Below are 21810 nucleotides of genomic sequence, written 5' to 3'. Positions count from 1 at the left end.
AAGCCAGGCATTGCTATTTTGTTCGAGCTATTATTTGTCGGCAGTGTAATATTTAACCCCGATACGGATAATCTCACGCCCTTGTGAGCGCCGATGTTTATTAGTATCACGCAGAGAATAGATACAACCGCAATATTCTTGCTGATAAAATTGTTCGCGCTTACTAATTTCGACCATTCGGGCTGAACCGCCTTGTTTACGCCAATTATAGTCCCAATAAGTAAGGCCATCGTAGTGGCTGGCGGCACGCTTACCGCAATCATTAATCTGTTGCATATTCTTCCAGCGGGAAATACCTAATGAACTGGAGATAATGCTAAAACCATGCTCAGCAGCGTAGAGCGCGGTACGTTCAAATCGCATATCAAAACACATAGTGCAACGAATTCCGCGCTCAGGTTCTTGTTCCATTCCCTTAGCACGGGTAAACCAGTTATCACTATCATAGTCAGCATCAATAAACGGCACATTATGCTGCTCAGCGAAACGAATATTTTCGTTTTTACGGATCTCATATTCTCGTTGTGGATGAATATTTGGATTATAGAAAAAAATAGTATAATCAATACCTGAAGCACTAAGTGCTTCCATCACTTCACCTGAACAGGGAGCGCAACAAGAGTGCAGTAATAATTTATTAGCGCCATTAGGCAGCGTTAGTGTAGGACGGGTAAATTTATCCATGGTTGCAAATTTTTATAGTAATCGATAATAGGGCTAATAATAACAGCTAGCAAGACATATATAATAGTCTTTTTATTTTTTGGGTCAAATTTGTTTGCTAAGAGGCAGAGGATATTTACCACTGATGATTAGCGGTAAAAGTATCCACCACATTTGACTTAGGGTTATTTTAAATCGATCCGAATTGATATAAAAATTTATTTTATCAGATATTAATACAATATTGGATAATTTTTTATAATATTATTAACTAACATAAATATCTAATTAAATTAAAATTTTTTTTATTTTTAATATTGCAATAAGATAGTCTTTCAACGAATGAAAAAGATAGAAGAAAGGATCGTAAATAAAATTTTGCAGGCGATATTTAGTATAAAAACTTTTATTATAAATAGCGTAAGTTAATCATAAATAAATAGCAGAAATTTATGCTTAAATTGAATGTAATAAATTAAAACAGTAAGCTGTAGAAAATATTAAATAAGTTGTTAAATGTTTTAATGGCAGGATTTTTTGTTAAAGAAATGGCCTTTTATCTATTTTTGTGTCGCTAAATATTACTTTAGAAGATTGGTTTTAGTTAAATAAACCAACAATTGCCAACCTGTTCACAATTTCTTGATAGAGTTTTTGCTGTAATACCCGTGTTACATGCTTTTGGACTTGATTTTTGCAAAATAAAATAATTAAGCAGTCAATAGGAGTTTATTGCATGAGAGCATTGAGGGTTATGATATTAAGTGTGTTTATAACTTTATGTTTAGTAAAATCTTTACAGGCAAAAGAGTATCAACTAACGGGTAAAAATATCAATATTCTGTTATCTGATAATACTAAAGATATATTAGTTTGGTTTAAAAATAACAAAAATAATGATGTCATTAAAGCCGATAATTTATTTGAAATTAGTTTTAATTCAGCAAAAAAATTAACTGAAAAGGATTTTAACTTGCAAAATATTAAGCAAGATAAAAATACCATCACAATAAATTATATTAGGAATAATATTAAAGTAACAACGATACTAGCTTTATATGATCAAGCAAATTTTGCTCGTTACGAAATCCGCATCACTGCTGAAAATAAACCCTTAAATATGAGTATGGTTTCATTAATGCCCTTTAAGACCCAAGCGCCTTTTGTTTATGGTTCAGTTGTTAGTTCTCCAATTATTAGTGATTCATTTTTTATTATTCCAGAAAATCCGTTAACCAATACCACGGCTTATGAGGGCGCAGTGACACAAAAAGTAGTGCAGGCCATTCCTTTACAACCCGCTCATACCCTCAGCTATAAAACTTATATTGGCACTTATGAAAGCGGTCAATTGCGTCGTCATGTCAATCAGTTTTTAAATGTTGTTCGTGCTCGACCTTATCATCCCTATTTGCACTATAACTCCTGGCTTGATATTGGTTTTTTTAATCCTTATACCGAAAAGCAAGCATTATTACGTATTGAACAGTATGGCGAAGAGCTGGTCAATAAACGTGGTGTAAAATTAAATGGCTATTTATTTGATGATGGTTGGGATAATTTAAAAGGTAACTGGGGATTCAGTGCCAATTTTCCTAATGAGTTTAATAAATTAAAATTAGCGGCCGAAAAATATCATGCGGCACTAGGCATTTGGTTATCACCTTGGGGCGGATATAATAAACCACGCGATATTCGCGTTTCACATGCTGCTGAATTTGGTTATGAGATAATGGATGGTAAATTGGCTTTATCAGGTGCTAATTATTATGCCAACTTTCATAAACGTATTTTAGCGTTAGTTAAACAACAAAATATTACTATGTTTAAATTGGATGGTACCGGCAATGCGGATAAGGTGATTCCTGGTAGTCCATTTACCAGTGATTTTGCTGCGGCAATCCATATGATTAGTGATATGCGAAAAGCAAATAATAAACTTTATATTAACTTGACCACAGGCACTCAGGCGACACCTTCCTGGCTTTTTTACGCTGATTCGATTTGGCGTGGTGGTGATGATGTTAATTTTTATGGCCCGGGTACTAAAGTACAACAATGGTTGACTTATCGCGATGCTGAAACTTATCGCTCAGTTGTTATGAAAGGCCCATTATTTCCTCTTAATTCATTGATGTTACATGGTATTATTTATGCTAAGCAAGCCAAATACCTTGACCGGCAATCTGGACAGGACTTTGCTGATCAAGTTTGGAGTTATTTTGCTACCGGTACTCAGTTACAAGAATTGTATATTACGCCTGAGCTGTTGAGTGATAATAATTGGCATGTATTAGCCAGTGCAGCAAATTGGGCGCGCGAAAATCAAGCTATTTTATTTGATAGCCATTGGATAGGTAGTGATCCTACCAAATTAGCGATCTATGGTTGGGCTGCCTGGAATAGCAATAAATCGATTATCAGTTTAAGAAACCCATCGGATAAACCCCAAGTTTATTATTTGGATTTACAGCATGATTTAGAACTACCGGCTAACGCGCCACAAAGTTATCAAATTAGCCTGAATTATATTAGTAAAAATGGCAGTAAAAAACCGACTAAGATTAATAAATCGGCATTAGTAACCTTATCACCTTTTGAAACGGTTGTTATGTTATTAGAGCCTAATAGTGGTAAAAAGGGACGATAAAATATTGGCTAGGATTTAAGTTTCAATAGCATGATCCCGTTAATTAATATCGAAAAACAAAAACCTCCTTGCCTTTGTTGGCATGGAGGATATTACAGGTTGATTGCGTAAATTTACTTTTGAAGTGTACATTTTCTGATATTAACAAAAGGATTGGGGCCATCAACTTTATATTGCTCTTGAGCTTGTTTTCTGGCCTCTTGTTCGCTAGAGGCAGTGAAAATCCAATCCCATACTCCTTGATCATCTTTATTACCGTAGCTTCCCTTGCAATAATATTTTTGATTCACTTCTGGTTCTGCGACTACAGTTGATGAAAAGGTTGCTGCCATTGCAGAAGTTACTGATAATATTAATAACCCACGTTTTATAACAAGATTCATATTAAGTTCCTTATGTTAATTGAGTATTTATTCATTCACTTATGCATCGATAGTACAAACAACAACCATTCAAAGGTAATTCATTTGTTAATATTTTGTCCAATTATATTTATTTATTAAATAAAGGATGGTTAATGGTGAAAAATTAACTCATGTTGAGGGGTAAAAATGTTGCAATTTAATTTTTAGCTACTATTTTATTTGATAATTTTTTATTTTATCTATTATGTCAACTTTCTAAATATCAAATAACAGAATTAAAGCCTGTTTTAACATGACAATAATTTAGTATGAAATTAATAAATTATTTATATGTTAAATATTAAAATTAAAAAATTATTTATATGTTAAATATTAAAATTAAAAAATAGATAAATATTTATTTTTTATCATTACTAATAATAGGGTATTAAAGATCAGTTCATTTTACTAGTTTTATGATATAATAATATTGTTAATATTAATTTTAACTCATTAAAAATTAATAATAAATATGAAAAAGATCGTTGTTGGCAAATTAACGATAATTACTATAAATTAATTATTATTAAACAGCTGAATATTAAAAATTTACGCTTTATTTTTTTCATTATTAATAGTAAATGGTGTAATATAATTTAAGCAGTCATTTTAATTACGCTTAATATTAAAAATCAAATAAGTTAGCATGACATGGATATAATAAAAAGTAATAAATCTCGAGGAGCTGGCACTAATGAAAAAAATTATTAGCTTTAGTATTCTGTTATTTCTCATTGGTTGTGGCAATAAAACACCACCTACATCGCCTTCATTTAACAATAAGCAAGATATTATCTTTATTGATCAAACCAAAAAACTTTTTCCAATTGCTAATTATCCCCAAAATAGCGCTCGCTGGATCCCGCCTAATGAACCTAGTTACCGACAACCATTTTTAACTAAAGTACAACAAAAAGAGGCGTTGGATAACCTATTAGCGCGCTATTTTGGGGAGCAATCTCCCTGGAATGGGGATTACATTCAGTCGGTTTTACAGGATACACAGGATGTTTCTGATGTATCGGATGTAATCAAAAGTGCGAAAAGAAATTTATTCCATTTTGCGGAAAAGTTTACTGCGCCTAATGTGAGTCACTATGGCGAAAATTTTCGCTTATTAGATGCTAGCTGGAAAGCAAAAATGCAACATCGAGTATCCGTGCCGATCGCCTTGCGATACACTCCAGAGGCCCGAGGAATCACATTGCGTGAAACCGCTGTAAGATTCCTACCAACTGCTTATCCTGCTTTTGAAGATCCGCGTGGGGCAGGTCAAGGTTATCCTTTCGATATGCTGCAAAACTCAGCCCTTCATCCAGCTGAACCGGTTTACATTGCGGCAGTAACGGCAGATAAATCCTGGAGTTTCATTATTTCATCAACAGTCATGGGGTGGGTGGATAGTTCACATATTGCTAAAACAAATGATCATTTTATCCAGCAGTGGACAGTCATGGCGAACAAAAAGCTGGCTGCGGTCATTAATGATAATGCTAGTTTCACTGATGAACAGGGCATTTTTAGATTTAGCGCCCGTACAGGCACATTATTGCCAATAAAATCGATTAATGGTAAAGCAAAAATCGCATTACCAGCATCCGGTAACGATGGTTATGCCGTTATTCGTTATGCACTACAGTCTGAACAGCAAGTGCGTCAGGTACCTATCTTACCAACCGCAGAAAATATGGCACATATCATCCAATATATGCAAGGCAAGGATTATGGTTGGGGAAGTCTTTATGGTTTTAATGACTGTTCTGCTGAAGTGAGAAATCTTATGTTGCCTTTTGGTATTTTTCTGCCAAGAAATTCACTACCCCAATCGTTAAGTGGCAAGCGAATTGACCTGAGTCATTATTCAACCAATGAACGGATTAATTATTTGATGAAATATGGCCAGCCATTTAAAACATTAGTTTATATAAAAGGTCATATTATGCTGTATGTTGGTAACTCAGATTGGCAGGGACGTACAGTACCGATAATCTATCATAATGTATGGGGATTAAGACCAGCAGCGCCACCGAGTCGCAGCATTATTGGCCAATCCGTTTTTCTGCCGCTCTTATCGCAATATCCTGATGCACCAGAACTTGAATCACTGGCAAGCAAGCCGCTATTTATTATTAGCTATCTCGATCAAGCGGAGTGATGATGATTTGATAAATTTTGACCCCACTCCCTTTTATTAACGCAATGCAACTGCCAGTGGCAAATTAACAATCTTGCGGCTGGCAACAATTCTCTATTTGTTCCTTCAGATGTTTGCAAACGCTTACTATTTTCTATCAATCATTTATGAAATATTTGATGCAGTTAACATTCTTGAATAGCTCAATTGTTAAATTTTGCTAAATTAATAAGTCATTTTTAACAATTTACTTAGATTAGGATGGTGCATAAATGGATCTATCACCTGCTTTATGGAGTCTAATCGCTCAATGGCGTGATTGGGCATCAGAACCAAATATTGATCCATCGGAACAGAGAGAGACTGCATTAAACAGAGTTTTTGACTGTATTATTAAAAAAGATCCATATCTTGATTTATCTCACTTGTCTTTAACTTCGTTGCCTACATTACCAGAATGGTTAATAACATTAGATATTCATAATAATCAGTTAACCACACTGCCCGCTAATTTGCCTAAAACATTAACTCATTTAGATGCGGGTAAAAATCAATTAACTAGCTTGCCTGAGCATCTACCTGAAACATTAATAGAAATAAGGGTTGATCATAATAAGTTAACTAGGCTACCTGATAATCTGCCAAAAAACTTATCTATGTTAAATGCTGATCATAATCAATTAAGTAGTTTGCCTGAGCATCTGCCTGACGGATTATCAGTATTAGATGTTAGTGATAACCAATTGACGACTATACCTCATAATTTACCCCTATCATTAACCATTTTGTCTGTTAATAAAAATAACCTCGCAAGTTTGTCTGATAATCTACCGGATAACCTATTTTATCTTGATGCCAGCGACAATCCATTGACTGCTTTACCTAATAAATTACCATTCAAGCTAGAAAAATTAGTGGTCAATAACGCATTTTTGACCGCATTACCAAATACTCTGCCTGACGAGTTATACCATCTAAGTGTCAGCAACAATCAAATAACCGCGCTGCCCGCTAAACTTCCGTCAAAGTTACAAGCACTGACAATCGATATAAATCAGTTAAGCGTATTACCCAATCAACTGCCAGCACTATTAAGAATGCTGAATGTTGCATCTAATAAATTAACATGCTTACCGGAAGTATTGCCCGAAGAGCTAATTGTGCTGGATGTTAGTCATAACCAATTAAAAGCACTGCCTAAAATTTTACCAAAGAACTTACTTACCTTACTCGCTAATGATAATCAACTGGCCTCACTACCATTTTTACCAAGAGATTTAAATATTGTTAAAGTTTTTGGTAATCAGTTAAAAAATATACCCGATGAACTACCACCTTGGTTAACAGTATTAGATATTGGTGATAACCAATTAACGGCCATTCAAGGCGCTTTACCGGTTGAATTAGAACTGTTAAATGTTAGTCGAAATCAACTAAAAAAATTGCCGGACCATTTACCAGATTCGTTAGTAGAAATTGATGCGAGTTATAATGAACTAGTTTTACTACCTGATAAGTTACCTGCTGCGTTAAACCGCTTACTTATTGTGGGCAATCAATTAACTTGGCTGGGTAACAATTTGCCGCGCGGGCTCACCCAATTAGATGTTAAGCGCAATCAACTAAAGGCGTTACCCGAGGACTTACCTGATGAGATCACTGAATTAGATATTAGCCATAATCAATTAAGGGTATTTCCTAATCATATACCCACGTCACTAGAAATTTTGGATGCCAGCTATAACAAATTTATTAGCTTGCCCGCTCATTTACCGCCAAGCTTACAATATCTTGTTGCTCATCATAACCAACTCAATTTGCTGCCTGATCCATTACCTTTTAACCTCAAGATTCTGATTGTTAATAATAATGAATTAACTCAATTGCCTGAAGTTATGCCTGTTTTTTTACAGCAGATCGTGGTACATAATAATCAATTAACTGAATTGCCGCATTTTTTTGAAGATTTATCCTATCTTGATGCCAGTTATAACCAATTAACTGAGTTTCCTGCCCACTTTCCTAGTGATGTGGTGACTCTTATTCTGCATAATAATCAGTTGCGGGTTTTACCTGCTCATTTATTCCAAGAACTGATTTTTTTAGATGTACATAATAATCAGATAGCCGCCTTACCTGCGCATCTGCCTTTACTGTTGGAGTACAGTGATTTTAGTGGTAACCCATTGGACTCAATACCTACTCGTTTTCCATTGCAACTCCAACAATGGCGCGACGACGAGCATAGTATAGATATTTCAGAGGAGGAGTTACTTCATTGGGTACATGATAAATATATTAGTGCTGATGAATATCACGGCAGAAATATTGCAGTAGAAAGAATAAACGCTTGCATTAATGATAATAATAGTAAGTCACTTGATTTATCCGGTTTACATTTAACCCGTTTACCAGCTCATTTGCCTGCAAGCATTACCGAACTTAGAATCAACAACAATCAACTAGCGGTTTTGCCGACTAGCTTGCCAGCGAATCTAAAATATTTATATGCGGCAGATAATCAGCTAAATGCTTTACCGGGCAATCTGCCTAATTCCTTAATTTATCTTGATGTTAGTGGCAATAAACTAACGGCTTTGCCGAATACATTGCCTATTATGTTACAACATTTCGATGGTCATAATAATTTATTGACCTATTTGCCAACTAATCTACCCAATATTTTAATTACCTTGGATGTTAGTCATAATCAACTGATATTCCTGCCAAATAATTTATCAAATAAATTAAAGAAACTCGATATTAGTGATAATCAATTAACCGCCTTACCTGACAGTCTGCCTAATCAATTAGGGCATCTTAATGTCAGTTATAATCAATTGGGAATAATGCCAGGAAGTTTGTCTAATGAATTAAAATACTTAGATGTTAGTCATAATAGATTAACCACTTTATCTAATCATCTATCTGACAAACTAAGATACCTTAATGTTAGCGATAATGAGCTAACGGTTTTGCCGCCTAATCTGCCGGCTAAATTAAAATATTTGAATGTTAGCAGTAATCAGTTGAAAGAATTACCCGCTCACTTCCCTAATAAACTACTTTTTCTTGATATTGATAACAATCCGCTCACTAGCGATCAGGCTGCTATTTCCATTGCTGCTATTGAAAGCAAGCAGACTGCACAATTATCTAAGTTATTCAGGCCGATATATGAATTAATTCCAGAATGGTTCAAATGGTTAGATCAAGCCCCCACAAAGGAAGCCAAGGCTAGAGAAATTGCCGTTCATCGAATGATTGATTGTCTTTGTTTGCAAGAACGATCACTTGATTTATCCAACTTAAATCTAACTAGCCTACCCGCTCATTTACCTTACAATCTGATATCATTACATGTTAACGATAACCAACTCGCCGTGTTACCGGCGGAACTCCCATCTACTATCCAAAAGCTTTACGCTTATAATAATCAGTTAACTTCTCTGCCTGTTAGCCTACCTGAAAGGTTAATACTATTGGATGTTAACCATAACCAGTTGATGGCGTTAGGCAATAATTTACCCACCACCTTGCTCGGTATAGATATTAGTAGCAATCAATTGATTCGATTACCAGATAATTTCCCAGCTGGTTTACTATTACTGAATGCCAATAATAATCAATTAACCTACTTACCTGATAGCCTGCCGACCAGTTTAACGCATCTGTTTGTGAGGAATAATGAATTAAAAACGTTAACTAACTATTTGCCAAATTCATTAATCAGGATTGATGTCAGCAATAATCAACTTACAGCTCTGCCTGATCATATTCCTGATAAATTAATAAGATTTAACTTTACCGGAAATCAACTCAGCGCCGAGTCGATACATCTGCCTATTAACCTTCGCTTGACTGGTTCTAGTCGGGATTTTGTTAGTTTGAACTTTGATCGTAAGGTATCAGATTGGCAACTGCCAACAGTGAGTTTTCAGCATGAAGGTGAAAGCAGTCGTTTTGATGGCCAATTAATTATCCAACTGGAAGATGAGCTACTAGTGAGAGAGGCGGCGAGTAAATTACTTAAAAAACATCCGCAAATATCGGTTTTAGTGCAATTGGATAGTGAGGGAAATAGTTTTACTGTGCATGGCAATATCGAGCATTTACGACAGCAAACTAAGCAGCGCTGGCAGTTAGTCGGCCATGGCCGTAGCCTGCCTGATGGAGAATATGTCAGTCTGGCCTGGCGTGAGGCTAAATCGCTGGCACTGCAATTAAAACAATTGGCGACAGATTTGCAGATAACTATTTCGCCCAAACATATCAATCTGGTGGGTTGTTCGTTGGCTGACGATCAGCAGCAAATCAGTTATGTCAAACAATTTGCTGTAGCCTTAGATGAAACGATTCGACCCTATTCTGTCTCTGCTTATTCGTCTAAGCTGATGGTCAATAATGAGGGCAGAAAACGATTGATAGAAACGGGTAATAAAACCACGCTGTTTTTTAATCATGAGAAAAATGACTGGCATATAGAGAAAGTGGCCGGTAAAACAGTTAATAACCTGGCAAAATCAGCGATTGAACCAGCGACCTTAGCTGCTCCTGCCAGGCTGGAGTCTATCTCTTATAAATTAATGTCTTTCATTAAGCAGGCTGAACAATTTCAGTCGATTATGAGTCAGTTTTATCATTATCATCGCTTGTCGCTACAAAAGTGGGTACCGCTTTTTACTAGTTTAAGCAAAAGTAAAATGCAGCCGGGCAGTTATGATTTACAGTTTATTCATAATGAGACCCATCAAGTAAAGAAATTAATTACTAATAATAAACATATTATTGATTTTATTAATAAATTTAATCAATATTTGGAAATGATTATTAAGGTTTATTATTACAACGGTAAAACATTAGTTTTGCGGGGTAATATGACAGATGTTGATAATGTGCATGGATTAAATGCCGCTTTCCTGCTCAAAGAATTGATCCCCTGGTTTGCCAATAAACATCGGCTTGGCGTGGTGGATAATGAGTTATCAGAAACGCTTAGTATGGCACTGAATATACACACTTATCTCAATTTGACACAAATAGTGCACGGGACAGTGGAAGATACATTGAGGTTGGTTAATTTATATCAAATGGCTGCCTACCAGGGGCAGCAGGCAACGAAAGGATTATTGAGCCCGTTGTTTTATGGCAGCTACGTTTTAGCAGGTGTATTTAATATTGCCAGTATTGTTTTGGATAGTATTGAATTAGCGCATGCGCAAAATGATCTGCAACGAGTGGTTTTTAGTGCTCAGTTAGGGGTTGATATTACTAATTTAGTGGTTTTTGGCATAGGAATAGGGGCTAGCATGCTAGGGGCAACCACAGTTGCTACTTTTACTGGTGCGTTAGCTGTGCCATTAGCAGGGGTAGGGATCGGCGTCACTGCGCTGGCTGAAGCGTTTGGTAAGGTAACCCATAATGTTCAGATAGTAGGCAACTATTTTGCCGATATCGATTTGGCTTATCAAGAGGGTGGCTATCGGCGGATAACGAAAAAAATCACTGACAGTGATGCGGTTATCACAATTATGCAGCCGATTCCAGGCGCCGTCATTACTGAACTGGACTTACGACACAATACACTGACTTATGATAGCCAATATCTTTATCGTAATGATCCTACTTATTCCAGCGGATCAGGCCACAGTAATTATTTCTTGTTCTGGCCCAATCGAGGCGTAAATCGAGATAAAAGCCAGGCGATCAATATTCGACAGGGATTGGGCTATCAAAGTAGTCAATCCAACTTTAAGCCAGGTGATGATGTTCTGATCCTGCCAGGTACGCCGATTACCTACCTAGATTATGCCTATATGATCTTACCTTTTGTCACCACACGTGATGATAGAGGTTTTGCTCTATTAAGAAAACTGGAAGAAGATGGTCGGTTTGATTTCGATTTTTATGCTTTTCCCGGTGAAAGGGCTATCTATCGGCTTATACCAAATTATGTGGCAACCCCGATTAAAGTGATTTTAGACGATCGCGATCGGAATTTGGTGCTGCCTACATTACCGGACGAGTTTCAGCATTATATTAGTTATCAGTTGATTGGTGGTGAAGGAGAATATCGAATTAGCTTAGCGAGAGGCGTGTCAATAACCTTACTATCAAATCATGCCAATACATGTTGGCTATTGGATGCACGTTATCTTGAGTTGGGCACTAATATGCAGGTTAGCGAAGAGGGTAACTATCTCTATATAGATAATGTTATTGTCACGTTACCGAAAAATGCCAGTCGAATAACGGTGATAAATAAACAGGGAACCTTCGTCTTTGATGAAAATAGTCAGCAAATGCATATCATCCATATGGATGCAATGCATTTCAATAATAGTGATTCACTGGATGAATATCTAAAAATGTTAGCTAATATTCAGGATCATCCAACTCCATTTGTCATCATCGATCACTATCAACCAGATAATGCTGTTGGACCTGTCGGCAGAGCTTATTATGAAACCGCCCGTAGCCGAATCATTTATACCAATCGGCCAGATGCAGCGGAATTTCTCAGCCAAGCGATATTAGCCAAAGTTGACGGTGATAAAGCCTGGTTTTATCGCGATACAGTTATTTGGCAGGTAGAAATTAGCACGGGGCAGTTATTGCGGCAATATCTGCCATTTAGTTTTCCTATTGTAAATGATGCTGATATTCGTAGCTATACAATTCAGGGAAATGATCAATTGCTGTTTGTGATTGAGCAAAATGGCATGCGTTGTGTTTATACCGTTGAGGATGCAGCGCTGAATTTGGTTGCGATTAATGGCAGTAAAACTCTGTTAGACCTGTTAAATCGGCTCAAACAGCTGGTAGATTTTGCTGGCCAAAATAAAAAATCAGAGTTGTTGTTATCTGAACACAACCAATTTGGTACTTCCCCAAACCTTGATACAGATCACTTAGATAAGCTTATTTCATCAGCCGCTTTTATCCCCAGTCGGCTGGCAAAAATAGTCTATTTATCGGGTTATAATGACGGCCAAGAGCAGCATTATTGGTTAATAACCGAGGATCCGTATGCGCAAAATATGATCCGCTTAAACTTAGTCACTCAATCAGAAAGTGATGTGCTACCCCATACCGATGTGGTGATTGCCAACCAAGCGCAGTCGTCAGCATCGCTGGCAGAATTTATTCTTGTGGCGACCACGACAGGGGAGTCAACCGGTTATTATTTTTATCATCCACAAACACACGCTCTCTATTTTCAACCAGATAATGGTTTGTCCAATAGTCAGGCGCAATTGGTTGCGAACAATATTCGATCCCTTTTTCCCATTAATAATAAATTATTTTGTCAGCGAGAAGATGGGATATTTAGTTTATTGGATAACCAGGGGAAAAATATCTTAATTGGGATTTCTCAGGATTGGTTACGTCAGCATAATGACAATGTTATATTAGATTTGCATAAACTGATTAATGGGATGCCAGATTCAGCTGATTACATCATGTTGCAGGGTTTACAGGATCGAGATGGAAATCCGATAAGAGGTTGGTATGATAGTAAAGCCGGTCGGATAGTACAAGCGGGAAGTAGTTTAGATGCTAATCATGATCTGGTTTATTTAGGTCTATCAGAAGATCGGCAGGAAGCATTGATTTATGATAATGACGAACAGCAGCAATATCGTTTTTTGCAACCCGCCAACGTCACATTGACGCCGACAGAAAATGGACTTTTGATCTCAGATATTCCGACAGATCCTTTATGGGCCGCTTTTGCTTAGTGGTCTTTCCGGATAATCGTTATTTTGTTGTTAAGACCGGCAGCGCCACTGGGTCGCAGTATTATTGGCCAATCAGTTTTTCTGCGGCTCTTGGCACAATATCCTGATGCACTAGAACTTGAATCACTGGCAAGCAAGCCGCTATTTATTATTAGTTATTTCGCTCAAGCGGAGTGATGATATGATAATCTATTAATCCACTCTTCTATCTCCTATGCGCGCAATGCAACTGCCAGTGGCAAATTAATAATCTTGTGGCTAGCAATCAATCTTCTCTTGTTCATCCAGCTATTTGCTAATTCTTGCTATTTTCTAACAATCCTTTTGCGCAATATTTGAGGTAGTTAACATTTTACATTGTTAATGAAATAGATTACTTGTTAATTTTTGCTAAATTAATAAGTTATTTTTAACAATTTAAGTGCATTAGGATGGCAAAATTATGGATATAACACCTGCTCTTTTGGAACTAATAACAGAATGGAGAGATTGGGCATCACAACCAAATATCGGTCCAATGGAACGGAGGGACATTGCACTAAAGAAATTTTTTAACTGTATTACTGAAGAAAGTTCATCCCTTAATTTATCCGGTTTATTTTTGACTTCACTGCCAAATTTACCGGAATGGTTAATAGAATTAAATGTTAGTAATAATGAGTTAACCACGCTGCCAACCAAACTACCAAAAAAATTAACCCATTTGTATGTAGGTCAAAATCTATTAACTAGCTTGCCCGATCATCTACCTGAGGATTTATCAGTATTGCATGCTAATGCTAATAAGTTGACCGTGCTATCTGATAATCTACCCAAAAATTTATTAGGGTTAAATGTTGCTAAAAATCAAATAATTAGTTTGCCTGATAAGTTGCCTGCAAACTTAAGTGCACTAAATGTTAGTGATAATAAATTGAGTGCTTTATCTGATAATTTACCATCATCACTAACCATTTTGTATGTGGATAAAAACAATCTGGAGAGCTTGCCTGATAAACTACCAAGCGGCATCTTTTATCTTAAAGCCAGCGATAATCCATTGATTGCTTTGCCTAATCAATTGCCACGTATGCTAGAAAAATTAGAGGTTAATGGGGCATTTTTGACGGCATTACCAAATACTCTCCCTGACACGCTATGGTATCTAAGTGTCTGCAATAATCAGATAACCGCGCTGCCTGCTAAACTTCCAACTCACTTACAAGAACTTAAACTCAATAAAAATCTGCTAAGCACATTACCCCATCAACTGCCAAAAATGTTAAAAGTGCTTAGTGTAGCAGATAATAAATTACAGAAACTGCCAGATGAGTTGCCAAGTAATTTAATTAACCTTGATGTTGGTAATAATCAGTTAAAAAAGCTGCCGGAAACTTTACCGCAAAAATTACATACCTTAATGGCTAATGACAATCTATTGACTTTGCTACCATCGGATTTACCCAGTGAATTAAAAACTCTTAAACTTTGCGGCAATCAATTAAAATTTTTACCTGATAAATTACCAGCAGGCTTAACAGTATTGGATGTTGGTGATAATCAATTAACTGCTTTACCCGTCGATTTGCCGGCTTATTTATTGGTGTTATATGCTAATCGAAATCGACTAACAAAATTGCCTGACCATTTACCAAATTCACTAACCGAGCTTAATGCCAGTTATAATCAGTTAGTTTCACTAACCATTAAATTACCTGACTCGTTACAAATTTTATCTCTGGCGGGTAATCAATTAACTTCATTATCCAGTGAGTTGCCGGCCGGGCTTACCAAATTACATCTTGAGCATAATAGATTAACTGTGCTACCTGAGGATTTACCAGACGGGATAGCAATATTAGTTGTTAGCCATAATCTATTAACGACATTACCCGATGCTTTACCCTCATCACTAATCACGTTGGAAGCTTGCTATAATAAACTTACCAGTTTGCCTAATAGTTTATCGGATAGCATACAATATCTTATTGTTAGCCATAATCAACTTTCTTTGTTGCCCGATCAGTTCCCTAGCGACCTTGTGCTATTGATTGTTAATAATAATCAATTAACTCAATTGCCTGCATTTATGCCTCCTTCCTTAGAGCATATTGTGCTATATCATAACCAATTAACTGAATTACCGCATTTTTTTGATAATTTAGCATACCTTGATGTAGGTTATAACCGATTAACAGAATTTCCGCCTGATTTGCTTGTCCTTTTTCTGCAAAATAATCAATTGCGTGCTTTACCTGCCCACTTACCCGAAGACCTGGTCTTTTTTGATGTGCATAATAATCAGATCACTAACTTACCTGACCATCTGCCTTTACAGTTGGAGTACAGTGACTTTACTGGTAATCCATTGGATTCAATACCTACTCGTTTTCCATTGCAATTTCCTCAATGGCATGACGATGAACTGAGGATAGATATTGTAGCGGAGTTACTTCATTGGGCGCATGATGATAAATATATTACTGCTGACGAATATCACGGCAGAGATATTGCAGTAAAAAAAATAAACGAATGCATTAATGATAATAATAGTAAGTCACTTGATTTATCCGGTTTACATTTAACCCGTTTACCGGCTCATTTGCCTGCAAGCATTACCGAACTTAGAATCAACAACAATCAACTATCGGTTTTGCCGACTAGCTTGCCAGCGAATCTAAAATATTTATATGCGGCAGATAATCAGTTAAATGCTTTACCGGGCAATTTGCCTAATTCCTTAATTTATCTTGATGTTAGTGGCAATAATCTGACGGCTTTGCCGAATACGTTGCCTATTATGTTACAACATTTCGATGGTCATAATAATTTGTTGACCTCTTTGCCCACTTCCTTTCCTGATATTTTAATTACGTTGAATGTTAGTCATAATCAGCTAATATCTCTGCCAAATAATTTATCGAATACAATAAAAAAACTTGATGTTAGTGGTAATCACTTAACTATTTTACCCGACAGTTTGCCAAATCAATTAGGCCATCTCAATGTCAATCATAACCAATTGACAATGTTGCCAGAGCATTTCTCCAACAAATTAAAATACTTAGATGCGAGTAATAATAAATTAGGTACATTACCTGAATATCTACCTGACACGCTAAGATACCTTAATGTTAGTGATAATCAGATAATTATTTTGCCTGATTATCTGCCGGCTAACTTAAAATATCTCGATGTCCAAAACAATCAGCTTAAAAAATTACCGGCACAATTTCCCAATAAACTGCTTTTTCTTGATATTGACAATAACCCGATCATTATGGGTCATGTCCCTCTTTCTGTTACTGATATTGAAATAAAACAGGGAGCTCAATTACCTGAGTTATCCCGTTCTAAAGATGAATTAATTTTAGAATGGTTAGAATGGGTAAGACAGGCACCAGCAAAGGGAATGGATGATAGAAGAACAGCCTTTAATCGGCTGGTTGATTGTCTTCGTTCGCAAGAACAATTCCTTGATTTATCAAACTTAAATCTAACCAGCTTACCGGATTATCTCCCCGATAATCTGTTATCACTAAATATTAACGGCAACCAATTGACGTCGTTGCCAGCTCATCTGCCAGCTACCATCGAGATGTTATATGCTTATAATAATCAGTTAACTTCTCTACCAGATACCCTGCCTAAAGGGTTAATACAATTGGATATTAGCCATAACCGGTTGACAGAGTTAGCAAATAAGTTGCCAGCCACTTTGGCCAGTTTAGATATTAGTTACAATCAATTGATTCGCTTACCTGATAATTTACCCGCACAATTACAATTGCTTAATGCCGATAATAACCTATTAACCTTTTTATCTGATAGTCTACCGGCAAATTTAACCAACCTGACTGTAAGTAACAATAAATTAAAAATATTAACCAATTATTTGCCTAATTCATTGATAAGGATTGATGTCAGTAATAACCAACTTATTGCCATGCCTGATCATATCCCAGATAAGTTAATAAAATTTAACTTTACCGGAAATCAACTCAAAGCTGAGTCAATTCATCTGCCAATTAATCTTAGCCTGGATGGTTCAATTTGGGATTACGCAACTCTGACTTCTGCTCGTAATGTAGCCAATTGGCAACCAGCATTAGTAAGTTTTAATCATGAAGGCGAAAGTAGCCGGTTTGATGGCCAATTAATTATCCAGCTAGAAAATGATTCGATAGTAAGAGAAGCGGCGAGCCAATTACTAAAAAAAAATCCACAAATATCAGTCTTAGTGCAGCTTGATAGTGAAGGAAATAGTTTTACGGTGCATGGCAATATCGAGAATTTGCGGCAGCAAACTAAGCAGCGCTGGCAGTTAGTCGGCCATAGTCGGGATGGCCAACTGGATGGAAAGCATGTCAGCCTGGCCTGGCGTGAAGCTAAACCGTTGGCACAGCAATTAAAACAATTGGCAGTTGATTTGGCATTGACGGTTTCGCCAAAACATATCAATTTAGTGGGTTGTTCATTGGCTGACGATCAGCATCAAACCAGTTATGTTAGACAATTTGCTGAAGCTTTAGATGAAACGATTCGACCCTATTCGGTCTCAGCCTACTCTTCTGAGCTAATGGTGAATAATGAGGGCAGAAAACGCTTGTTAGAAGCAGGTAATAAAACCACGCTGTTTTTTAATCATGACAATAATCATTGGCTTATGGAGAATGTGCCCGGCAAAACAGCCAACAGCCTGACGAAAAAAGAGATGGAAAAAGTAGCCTTAGGTGATCCTTCTAGGCTAGATTCTGTATCTTATAAATTATTGTCTTTCATTAAATTAGCTGAGCAATTTCAGTCCACTATAAGCCAGTTTTATCATTATCATAAATTGTCGCTACAAAAGTGGGTACCGCTTTTTACCAGTTTTAGCAAAAGTAGCGTGCAGCCGGGCAGTTATGATTTACAGTTTATTCATAATGAGACCCATCAAATAAAGAAATTAATCACCAATAATAAACATATTATTGATTTTATTAATAAATGTAATCAATATCTGGCAATGGTTATGAAAGTGTATCATTACGACGGTAAAACATTAGTTTTGCGGGGTAATATGACGGAAGCTGATAGTGTACATGGATTAAATGCGGCTTTTCTCATCAAAGAATTAATCCCCTGGTTTGCTAATAAAAAAAGGCTTGGGGTAGTGGATCAAGAGTTATCAGAAACGCTTAGTATGGCGCTGAATATACACACTTATCTCAATTTGACGCAAATCGTGCATGGAACAGTAGAAGATACAATACGGTTGGTTAATTTATATCAAATGGCTGCCTACCAGGGACAGCAAACGACGAAAGGATTATTGGGCCCGTTGTTTTATGGTAGCTATTTACTAGGGGGGGTATTTAATATTGCCAGTATTGTTTTGGATAGTATTGAGTTAGCCAATGCGCAAAATGATCTGCAACGGGCGGTCTTTAGTGCTCAGTTAGGGGTTGATATTACTAATTTAGCCGTTATTGGCATAGGAATCGGTTCTGGCATGATAGGGGCAACTACTGTTGCTGCATTTACTGGCGCCTTATCTGTACCACTGGCAGGGGTAGGCATAGGCATCACCGCGTTAGCAGAAGCGTTTGGTAACGTCACTCACAATGTACAGATAGTGGGCAACTATTTTGCTGATATTGATTGGGCTTATAAGCAGGGCGGTTATCAGCAAATAAAAAAAAAATCGCTGACAACGATGCGGTTATTACTATTATGGAGCCCATCCCAGGGGCTGTGATTACTGAGCTGGACTTACGGCAACATAAACTTACTTTTGATAGCCAGTATCTCTATCGTAATGATCCTACTAATACGGTTGGGTCAGGAAGAAGTGATTATTTTTTCTTTTGGCCCAATCGCGATGTAAATCGCGATAAAAGCCAGGCGATCAATATTCGAAATGGATTAGGCTATCAAAGTAGTCAATCCAACTTTAAACCCGGTGATAATATTCTGGTCCTGCCAGGTACACCTGTCACCTATCTGGATTATGTATATATGATTCTCCCCTTTGTCACTGCTCGATATGATAGGGGATTTGATATATTAAGAAAACTGGAAGAAGATGGTCGGTTTGACTTTGATTTTTATGCTTTTCCTGGTGAACGGGCAATCTATAGAATTATTCCAGATTATGTGGCAACTCCCATTAAAGTAATTTTGGACGATCGCGATCGGGATTTGGTGATCCCTGCATTGCCAAAAGATTTTCAACGCTATATTAGTTATCAGTTGGTTGGTGGTGAGGGAGAATACCGGATTAGTTTAGCAAAAGAGGCGTCAATAACTTTGCTATCAGATCATGCCAATACACGTTGGGTATTGGATGCCCGTTATCTAAACCCGGGCACCAATATGCAGTTTAATAGAGTGGATAACGATCTCTATATTGATAATGTTACAATAACATTACCAAAAAACGCCAAACAGATTACGGTGATCAATAAACAAGGAACTTTCATTTTCGATGAAAAAAACCAACAAATGCGGCTTGCTAATGTGGATGGATCGCATTTTAATAATCGTGATTCACTGGATAAATATCTAAAAATGTTAGCTAATAGTGAGTCACTCTCTTCGGCATTTGTGATCATTAATCACTATCAGCCAGAAGCTGGCAAAGGTGAAGTGGGTAGAGCCTATTATGAAACCGCCCGTAGCCGTATGATTTATACTAATCTGCCAGTTGCAGCGGACTTTTTGAGCCAAGCGGTTCTAGCTAAAGTTGAAGGCGATAAAGCCTGGTTTTATCGCGATACCGCTATTTGGCAGGTAGAAATTAGCACTGGACAGCTATTGCGGCAATATTTGCCATTTAGTTTTCCTGCTGCAAGTAAGGCAGCTATTACTAGCTATACGATCCAGGAAAATGGCCAATTATTATTTGTGATTAATCAGGACGATGGAATGCGTTGTGTCTATACGGTTGAGGATGCAGCACTGAACTTGGTTGCAATTTATGGTAGTAAAGATCTGCTGAATCAATTAGATAATTTTAAACAGTTGATAGATTTTACTGGACAAAATAAAAATACTGCCACGTTATTATTATCCGAAGCTACCCAGTTTAGTAATTCCTCACCTATTAAAATTGATACTATTTCTAAGCTTATCTCAACAGCCGAGCTTGTTCCGAGCCGGGTTGCTGAAGTGCTCTATTTATCTGGTTATATTGACAAACAGAAACAGCATTACTGGTTAATACCCACAGCTAACCATGGATCTAAAGTAATTCGTTTAAACCTGCCAACTTTAGTTCAGCAGGAGGAGGTACCGCTCCCTAATGATGATACTATTGCTAATCAATCGCTGTCGTTAGCACCGCTGTCAGAATTTATTCTTGCTGCGACCACGATGGGGGAGTCGCCCGGTTATTATTTTTATAATTTACAAAAACATACCCTCTATTTCCAACCAGATGAGGGTTTATCCAATAACCAGGCGCAATTAGTCGCGACTAATATTAAAACGCTTTTTCCTATCAATAATAAATTATTTAGTTTGCGAGAAGATGGGATATTCAGTTTGTTGGATAACCAGGGAAGAAATGTATTACTTGGGGTTTCACAGGACTGGTTACGTCAGCATAGTGTCGATGTCACGTTAGAGTTGGAGAAACTGATTGAAATGATGCCACACTCAGCTGATCACTTAATGTTGCAGGGCTTGCAGGATCGAGATGGAAATCCGATCAGGGGTTGGTATGATAGTTTAGCCGGCCGGATAGTACAAGGTGGAAGTAGTTTAGATGCTAATCACGATCTGGTTTACTTAGGGTTATCAAAAGATCGGCAGGAAGCATTGATTTATGATAATGACGAACAGCAGCAATATCGTTTTTTGCAGCCGGCCGACGTCACATTGACGCCGACAGAAAATGGACTTTTGATCTCAGATATTCCGACAGATCCTTTATGGGCCGCTTTTGCTTAGCTATATTGACATAATAATTATGCTGTTATTGAAATAAAACCATTGATATTTCCGTTATCAATGGTTAGTTTTATATTGACGCTAGAAAATTTTTAGATTAAGAGAGAATATTTATATTAGCGAGTTTATTTTAAAAATAATTAACTATTTTAATAGCTTAAATATTTACTAGTTAATTAAATAGCCTCCATTAGATATATTATTTGCTTGGTATTGTGAGTGTTTACATTAATATTTACTTTCAACATTGGGCAGGTTTATTTTTAAAGTGTCTTATCTCGCTCTACTACTTATATATCACTG

8 protein-coding genes are annotated in these 21810 nt (G+C 36.8%); 6 read left to right on the top strand and 2 right to left on the bottom strand.

Features of this window, described 5'->3' with window-relative positions; genetic code table 11:
• Window positions 1-30 precede the first annotated feature (30 nt).
• Window positions 31-684, bottom strand: a complete 654-nt coding sequence (locus QE177_RS10415; protein WP_280549394.1) for an epoxyqueuosine reductase QueH — start codon at window positions 682-684, stop codon at window positions 31-33.
• A 715-nt stretch (window positions 685-1399) separates the two neighbouring features.
• Between QE177_RS10415 and QE177_RS10410 the strand changes: the two genes are divergently transcribed.
• Entirely contained in the window at window positions 1400-3313 is a 1914-nt protein-coding gene (locus tag QE177_RS10410) for an enterotoxin (RefSeq protein ID WP_280549392.1), read from the top strand.
• Window positions 3314-3426: 113 nt separating this feature from the next.
• Here the strand turns inward: QE177_RS10410 and QE177_RS10405 are convergent, their stop codons facing one another.
• The gene (locus QE177_RS10405) at window positions 3427-3696 is read right to left on the bottom strand and encodes a hypothetical protein (RefSeq protein WP_280549390.1); all 270 of its coding nucleotides are present in this window, start codon (window positions 3694-3696) and stop codon (window positions 3427-3429) included.
• Window positions 3697-4411: 715 nt separating this feature from the next.
• On the opposite strand from QE177_RS10405, the gene QE177_RS10400 reads away from it, so the two are divergent.
• From QE177_RS10400 to QE177_RS10380, 5 genes are all read left to right on the top strand, one after another.
• The gene (locus QE177_RS10400; protein ID WP_280549388.1) at window positions 4412-5872 is read left to right on the top strand and encodes an SH3 domain-containing protein; all 1461 of its coding nucleotides are present in this window, start codon (window positions 4412-4414) and stop codon (window positions 5870-5872) included.
• 251 nt (window positions 5873-6123) lie between these two features.
• Window positions 6124-13593, top strand: coding sequence for a TcdA/TcdB pore-forming domain-containing protein (locus tag QE177_RS10395; RefSeq protein WP_280549385.1), 7470 nt, complete (start codon window positions 6124-6126; stop codon window positions 13591-13593).
• Between the two features lie 24 nt (window positions 13594-13617).
• Window positions 13618-13770 carry a hypothetical protein gene (locus QE177_RS10390; protein ID WP_280549383.1) on the top strand — a complete coding sequence of 51 codons (153 nt, stop codon included), beginning with the start codon at window positions 13618-13620 and terminating at the stop codon, window positions 13768-13770.
• A 265-nt stretch (window positions 13771-14035) separates the two neighbouring features.
• The gene (locus QE177_RS10385; protein WP_280549381.1) at window positions 14036-19312 is read left to right on the top strand and encodes a TcdA/TcdB pore-forming domain-containing protein; all 5277 of its coding nucleotides are present in this window, start codon (window positions 14036-14038) and stop codon (window positions 19310-19312) included.
• Window positions 19288-21507 carry a TcdA/TcdB pore-forming domain-containing protein gene (locus QE177_RS10380; RefSeq protein WP_280549379.1) on the top strand — a complete coding sequence of 740 codons (2220 nt, stop codon included), beginning with the start codon at window positions 19288-19290 and terminating at the stop codon, window positions 21505-21507. Before QE177_RS10385 ends, QE177_RS10380 begins: the two co-directional genes overlap by 25 nt.
• Window positions 21508-21810: the final 303 nt, after the last annotated feature.

Origin of the sequence: Arsenophonus sp. aPb (assembly GCF_029873475.1) — a bacterium.
Taxonomy (GTDB): Bacteria; Pseudomonadota; Gammaproteobacteria; order Enterobacterales; family Enterobacteriaceae; genus Arsenophonus.
The sequence above is the reverse complement of the archived record's forward strand: the minus strand, read 5'-3'. Positions and strand labels throughout refer to the sequence as shown.